General features: G+C 33.2%; 4 protein-coding genes and 1 tRNA gene. 1 reads left to right on the top strand and 4 read right to left on the bottom strand.

Features of this window, described 5'->3' with window-relative positions; genetic code table 11:
• From A1D18_RS00150 to A1D18_RS00135, 4 genes are all read right to left on the bottom strand, one after another.
• Positions 1-3,593 (bottom strand): NB-ARC domain-containing protein (locus A1D18_RS00150; protein WP_216094999.1); only part of this gene is annotated, 3,593 nt, incomplete at its 3' end.
• A gap of 507 nt (positions 3,594-4,100) precedes the next feature.
• Positions 4,101-4,177: transfer RNA gene (locus A1D18_RS00145), tRNA-Pro, on the bottom strand.
• 255 nt (positions 4,178-4,432) lie between these two features.
• Complete coding sequence (locus A1D18_RS00140) at positions 4,433-5,914, bottom strand: hypothetical protein (protein ID WP_071661805.1); 1,482 nt, start codon at positions 5,912-5,914, stop codon at positions 4,433-4,435.
• Between the two features lie 159 nt (positions 5,915-6,073).
• Complete coding sequence (locus A1D18_RS00135; protein ID WP_071661804.1) at positions 6,074-7,042, bottom strand: polyprenyl synthetase family protein; 969 nt, start codon at positions 7,040-7,042, stop codon at positions 6,074-6,076.
• A gap of 190 nt (positions 7,043-7,232) precedes the next feature.
• Between A1D18_RS00135 and rpsF the strand changes: the two genes are divergently transcribed.
• The coding region (gene rpsF / locus A1D18_RS00130) for a 30S ribosomal protein S6 (protein WP_143750399.1) at positions 7,233-7,667 on the top strand (435 nt) is incomplete at its 3' end.

The following is a 7,667-nucleotide window of genomic DNA, read 5'->3' as shown; positions in this document are numbered from 1 at the left end:
GTCATCAACGCTGAACTGATATAACGAGAGATGTGTTCTACTTTTTTAAAATGAGATTTAATCGCTTGATTCCTGTGCTCTTTGATCTTTTTTTCAGCTTCAGAGGATAAACAAATACTTCTCTTTAAACTTTGAAATGAGCAGCCAGCATATTTGAAAAAAAAATTCCCAAATATTTTGTGATTAAATTCAGCATAGAGTAAAAGCGCGCTTCTTTGTCTTGCTTGTTTTTCAGGATTAGTCGAAAATCGATTTAATTTTAGCTTAGAATTCTTTAAATTATTAATATATTCGCTAATATAATTAATATTTTCCTTTGAAAAACTTTTTATAGACCATTTTTTTTCGAGATAATTGAGTATTTCCGATAAAGAGAAAAATAAACCACATTTGATATAGTAGGCAATTGCGTCTCCTGCAAACTTAAGAAATTTTTCCTTTGGAAATTTCAAGTAGGCTAAATCAATAAAATAATGACGCTGTTTCTCATTTTTAAGAATTAAATTATCAAATAGTATTTTTTCTGGATGACCAAACAACAAGCTACCAATAAGCTCCTTATGTTCTGCCATATAGATTAAAAAATGTAGATAGTGGAAGAAAACTTCTTGATTTTTTTTAAAAGCAAATTGCCAATGCCAAAATAGTAGTTGTGTTTTTTCGACTATCGCTTTAAACTTTTCCTGATGTTCTTCGAGATTAATCCGTATGACCTGTTGAACTAATCGATGAATGGTATATACACCTTCTTTTCCATGCGAATTAATCATAGAATAACTGTTTAATAAAAAGGTAATACTAACGAGATCGTATGATTTTGGAAAATAAATTTTATTTAAATACTCAAATTTGTTGATGGAAATACTATCTGGATTTAAATAAGCCATAATATTTAAAATTTCTATTGCATCTTCACCTATCGAATTAGATTTGATTTTACATAACGTAATAAGCCATGTCGTAAAAACTGTTTCTAAATAAGGATCGTTAGAATATTTTGTAAAATCAAAATTTAATAATTCTTTCTTTTTTTCTTTATACAGTTCAATATAATCCTGAAATGAAAAAAGACTATCAGTAGATCTTCTCAATTTAATGTAAGCAAGCGCTTGTTGTAGTGCTAACGGCAAGCCTTGAAGTAATTGATTTAATTCCAGTATTTTTTCAAGTGGAGTATTCTCATCTAAGCCTAATGATTTCTTAATAAGTTCTTGGGTTTCATCTTCGGTAAATACATTAAGCTTCATCGTAGTTGCGACATTATCCCAATTGCCATAACGTGAGGTTATAAGCACCGTGGGTTTGTTGTCAGGTCTCGATTTAGGTAAATAAATTTCGATTGCACGGTAATTCTCAACATTATCAAAAATAAATAAACTTTTTCTATCTGAAAAATACTCATAAGCATTTTCTACAATTTCTTCAAGTGTTTTTTCTTGTCCATATTCACTGATAGAAATTTCTAGCTTTTTAGAGAGTTTTTTAAAAGAATAGGCTATATTTTCAATAGTTTCTGCATCGATCCATAACACATTATGATCATAATGATGCGCATAGAGTTCAGCATAGCGTAAAGCTAATTGTGTCTTGCCTATTCCTCCTAACCCACTAATGGATAATAGGGAGCCACTCGAAGCTGATGATGAATCGCTACCATGCGTGTCTGCTATATCTTTATCCGAAGAAATCGAGAAAGTTGACCAATTAGGCACTATGGCTATCGTTCTTTCCGATATCAGCGTACGATGCAAATTTTTAAGAATCTCAATCCTTCCACTAAAGTTTTTTACCGGTTTTCTTAAATTAAAATAAATAGGCTTTTTATTATTCTGATCCTTAATAACTGGTTGTGGAAATTGATGATTTTTAATTTTATCTAAAAGGCGCGATGCTTCTGCTTGGTTAGTTTCTTGAGACAAAACATAAGAATATTTTCTTAAATGAAATTGAGAAATATCATTTTCCTGAAGAAATTGATCATTGATATATTGTTCTTTCAGGTCTTTCTTCAATTCGCCGCTGACTTCTTTTTCCCAATCAAATAGACGGCGATAGCCATATTTATGATGTGAATACTTTTTAGTTGCATAAAATTTATTAGGTTGGTCATTTGCACTAAGTTCTACTAAACCTGTATGTTCATATAATTTACTGGTGTTAATTTTTTTTCCTTCTTTGTTTAGAATCACATAACCTGAAGTTGTCAGTGCGATCTCTTTAAGATTAGGATCGAAAAATTTTTCCGATGCCCCTTTTAACACACTTTCTTCTAGCAATTGCTTAGAAAAAACGCAGTTAACATCATAAAGCTTGTTTATAGCATTGAATATTCGCTCGACTGCGTCCTCTGCGAGTTTCTCTATTGCCACTTTTTCACCTGCTTTGTCCGTTACCTGCATAAATTGACTTTCAAAGCTGTAAAAAATATTAACAGCTACTTCAGCTAGCATAGAATCTAAATTTTCTGATTCTACATTAGAAAAAAAATGGGTTATCTTTTGCGCCTTATCTTTTGATATATAATACTTACCACTTATTGCTCTCAATGAAGCAACCAAAGCAGGAATTAGACCTACAAGGCTATCGGCAATATATACACCGAATAAAGCGCTTGTAGCCCCCGTTTTTATTTCAACTTTAAGTGCTTCCGCTGTTAATCGTTTTTCCTTAGCAAGTAGATGATAAACCCCTATAGTTTTTAAGAAAAAGCTTAAAAACGTGGTCACAAAGATCTCTAATAAAGCCGCAACCTTTTCTTTTTCTTTGTTGGGCGAGGCTTTTAATCGTTTAGAGTCATGTTCAAGCTTATCTAGAGTAAATGAATCATCTAATAATTGCGTTTTTTTAGATATTTCATCAGGATGCACAAAATTTAAATGGCGTTCTTTCCATAGAGGATCATTGATGAGTTTTTCGGATAATAATATTCTTTTCCCTTCAAAATAATTTTTATCGTGCACCCGTCTCAATGCTTTACTTAACCAATCAAGTGGTTCCTTGTGATCAAACATTGCATTTAGAACCACCGCATTTTCGAGTGCCCATAAACCACAATTGAAGCCATCTTTTTGTTGCATATAGCCTGAGTTTAGATTTATTATTGGATGTATTAGATATGGATTATAAAGCAATTCAAAATAATTTTGAGGAATAGGATTATTTTTTGAATCTACGTAATAGGCAACATAATTATTATTTTTATACGATATAAGCATAGTAACCCAATGTAAATTTTCAAGATTCATAATTAACGTAAGCAAAGCTTTGCTCCATTTATTCGTTTTAATTTTTTCTTGAAATGATTTTACGGTAGAAGATAATTGCGTCATTGAACCTAATATTTCAAATTCAGCATTGTTTTCGGTTCTAGTGCGGAATTGGTTATATTCTATCCGAGCAATATCAGCAATATCTTCTTGACTTAACCAATAACTAAAATCGTTTTTTGCAGTGGCTTCGACAAGTGTATTAACAGATGGCGCTCGTTTAATGCGTGAAGAAATTCTTTGTTTAATGGAATGTTCTATCTCTTGTAATTGAATTAACTTAGAATAACGATAAAATTTTTGAGTTCTATTTTCTATTTGTAGCATAGTTAAGTCCTTTTATCTTAGGTTTCTTATTTAAATTTTTTTATGAGATAAGATTAAAATAATTAATTAAATTATCTAATGAATTGTTAAATTAATATTTTTCAGCAATTTATTTTTTTAATACTAAAAGTATTAAAAAAATAAGCATCAATTAATAATTTACTAAAATTTAGCAGGTTTGTCGATATTTTATTAAAAAATTCTAAAAATTAATTTAGTTCAAGCAAGAAGAATAAATAACCGGGTACTTCATTAATAAGACATTTAGAATAACGTCACTATGAATTTCACGAATCTGTAAAAACAGAGATTACTGCCTTAACTAAAAAAATGAATATTCATATGTTTTATTCAGAAGTGAAAGAGCAATCTCAAGAAAGCTGCTGATCATTTAGTAACTGGTACAAATTTGGTACATGGTGCTTATGTAAGCCAGGTTGGAAAATAATTGAATGGAATAGAATGAACGAAATAGGTTAATTTTTAAGTCTTTTTTGTGGGATAGGCTGGTCGGGATGAGAGGATTCGAACCTCCGGCCCCTAACTCCCGAAGTTAGTGCTCTACCAAGCTGAGCTACACCCCGCAATTGACGAAATAGGTCAAAAATTTCGAGGAATTCTATCAGCTTTGGTTTCATTCAGCTAGCTCTAAGTTAAGCGACGCGATTCAAGTGTAGACAATTTGTCACCATTTTTTTCCGCTGCTTTTTTAAGAGAGTCGCTATTCAAATGTACATAGCGCGCAGTTTTCCTGCTTTAGCAGCATGATAAAGTTCTAATAGCATATTAATACACCTTATTTTTTAGTAAAAAATAGTTTAGATCGAAAAAATAAATAACTAAATAATACGAGTACTGGCGCAAGGTGAGTTAGATTGATGGTCGGTTGATATTTTTTGATGTTTTTTATTAAAAAAACTTATCGAAATGGATGGTTGAATCGTTTTGTTTTTTTCCAAAATCGGTAGAGATTTTTTTTGTTTTAGATGGTCTCTGTCATTCAGCAAGGTGTTAATGGATAAGATGAAATCTGAAATAAGCGAACTTTCTGGTGCGTTTTCTTTTTTAAGGATATTTTTAACTTTTTCTAATGTCGTATAAAATGTATTTTTCATTAAAAATGAGGGTGAAGTCGAATATTCCGTTACAATTTTATTTAAAAATTCGATATTTGAAGTAATTTTTTCTCGATCTAAAGGCAGTAGCCAGTCTTCAAATTTCTCAGAGAATAAATCAATCGTATGGTTTAAGCGAGTGCGATACGTATTAAGTATTCTAGGAAAATTATTTATTCTATTTTTTTTAAAATTTTCAATGATGATTATTTCGACATTAAGGTTACTTTTATTTGTAAAATCAGTGAGTAAAACAGATTTACCCATGGTTTTAAAGTTTCTTAGATAGTTTAAATAAGTCATTATATCTTTTCTTGCTTGATTGCTTTGACGATAACTATCAAAAGCGAGAATATTATTCGCGGCAGCTTCTAGTTGATGTTTTCTTTGGATGATAAAGTCTGAAAATAATTGTGCATCGCTGTGCTGGGCTATATAACATTGGGTAAAAAAATGAATAAGCGCATCAGGTAATGAAATAATGCGTAAGATAGTTTGATATAATTCATTTTTAAACTGAGGGCTTTGGTTGATCTTTTTGTCTAATTCTGTCGGTACTGTTTTTATACTATGTTTTTTATTCAAGTCCCATCGAATTTGTTGTAACCAATTACAAGCTTCATAGTTTACTAAATTAGGCAGTGCTTCAAGATCCTCTGTAGTAATATTAAAATTTCCTTGGTGTAAATAGCTGAAATTAGGGTTTAATGAAATAAAACTTAAACCCCCATCAATTTTTATAACTATTTTTTTCTCGGGATCGATACCGACATTGCCCGCTTTAAAATCGATTTCATTTAACCATAATGCTAAAACTTGTGTAGCCGCCAATCCGGTAATGCTATGATTGAGTATGGATTCATTATTTTTTGGAGAGAAAAAAAATTTATCTTTAAAGTTAAGTATTGCTTTGGAGAGCACATAATATTCAATGGATTGGCTTATAAGCGCTTCATTTCCAGGTATTTGCCCCCAGCGTGTTTTTGGTTGTTGAGGAAGTATCAAGCGGAACAAGTCTTGGGAAAGCGCTTCTAGTTGAGCTTCTTTTTTTTGATTTAAAAATTTAGCAACCCATAGGCTTTTTAGTTTATTATTTTTTACTTTCTTTAAAAGATAAATTCCATGTGAACTATTATTATCGTTTAATTTACGTAAATATTCAAAATTCTTTAAATTCTTGTTAGTACTTTTTAATATTTTTGCCATAGAGTTTTTTTAAGAAAGATTTTTCGCCCCTTAATTATAAGTAGATTTTATTAAAATAACCTTAATCGATTTAATTGTTTTCGAATAAAAAGTGCTAATTAGACACCTAAACTATTATGAATTTAAATAGGCTATAAAAAGACGGCTTATTTTATAAACTTAATAAGTGCGTTCAATGGCAAACTTAGCCAGTTGGGCCAGGGCTTGACGATAATCTGAATCAGGAATGCTATCTAAATGGATCAAGGATTGTTGAATATGGTGTTGGGCGAGGCGCCGTGTGTAATTGAGAGCAGATGTAGATTGCATGATATCTAAAATAGCGGTCAAATGTTTTTGACTGCCTTGTGTGAGCGCTTCCCTTATGAGCTGTGCTTGCGTAGCATTCGCGTGTTGCAACGCATAGATTAAGGGGAGTGTCGGTTTACCTTCGGCTAAATCATCGCCTAAGCTTTTGCCGAGTTGTAGACTGCTTCCGGAATAATCGAGTGCGTCATCAATCAATTGAAAGGCAATACCTAGATGTACGCCATAATGGGCCATGGCTGAAATTTCAGCTTCGGGTCGTGCAGTTAGAATAGCGGGTTGTTCTGCGGCGATAGAAAAAAGTACGCCCGTTTTACCTTGGATAATCTTTAAGCAATAGGCTTCATCTACATCAGCATTGTGGCAACTAAGTAATTGTAAAATTTCTGCTTGGGATAATGTGTTCGTGGCATCTGCGAGCGATGTAAGCACACGCGAATTATTGATTTGACTGATCAATTGAAAGGCGCGCGAGTATAGGAAGTCCCCGACTAGAACGCTGGCGGAATTCCCCCATAAACTATTGGCGGTTTTTTTGCCACGGCGTAGCTCTGAACCATCAATGACATCATCATGTAATAAGGTCGCTGTATGGATGAGTTCTAAACTTGCCGCAAGCTGCCTATGCCCCTCTCCCTGGTAGCCAAAGGCCTTCGCACTGAGTAGGGCAATTAATGGGCGTAAGCGCTTACCACCACTATTAATAAGATGCTTCGCCAATTCTGGTATCAAAGGAATATCAGAGTAAAGGCAGTTATCGATTAGGGTATCGACCTGGTCAAGGTCTTGCTTAACCAAGGCTAATATAGGCGCTAAATCCATAGGATAGATTAGAGGTAATGATTAAATTTAAAGCTGAATGCTAGGTGGCAAGGAAAGGCCTGTCAAGCAGTAGGGATTTATTGCATCTTAAAGGGTCCGACCGTATAATAGGCCCGCTTTTAGGGTAGTCCTTTAAGTATATACTTGCCTCACCACGTGAGTTGGGAGGCTTTTAACCGAGAGAGATACTATGCGTCATTATGAAATAGTGCTTTTAATTCATCCTGATCAAAGTGATCAGGTTTCTGCTATGGTTCAACGTTATACGGCCATTGTTAAAAATAGCGGCGGACAGGTTCACCGTCTTGAAGATTGGGGTCGTAGACAGCTTTGTTTTCCTATTAATAAGCTTCCTAAGGCGCATTATATTCTAATGAATATAGAATGCGGGAAAGAGGCTATGGCTGAACTCAGCGATAATTTTCGCTTTAATGATGCGGTGTTACGTCAGCTGATTATAAAAGTCGATCGAGCTATTACTGAAATGTCTCCTTTAGCAAAAGCAAAAGAAATACAAGGCCAGGAAAATAGACGAGAGTATTCCAGAGATTCTAGAGATTCTAGAGATTCCAGAGATTCCAGAGATTCCAGAGATTCCAGAGATTCCAGAGATTCCAGAGATTCC

This window comes from Candidatus Rickettsiella isopodorum, assembly GCF_001881495.1.
Taxonomy (GTDB): Bacteria; Pseudomonadota; Gammaproteobacteria; order Diplorickettsiales; family Diplorickettsiaceae; genus Aquirickettsiella; species Aquirickettsiella isopodorum.
The sequence above is the reverse complement of the archived record's forward strand: the minus strand, read 5'-3'. Positions and strand labels throughout refer to the sequence as shown.

Coding starts and splice junctions, on each gene's coding strand:
- A1D18_RS00140 (WP_071661805.1), bottom strand. CDS start 5,914: ATGGCAAAAATATTAAAAAGTACTAACAAGAATTTAAAGAATTTTGAA.
- A1D18_RS00135 (WP_071661804.1), bottom strand. CDS start 7,042: ATGGATTTAGCGCCTATATTAGCCTTGGTTAAGCAAGACCTTGACCAG.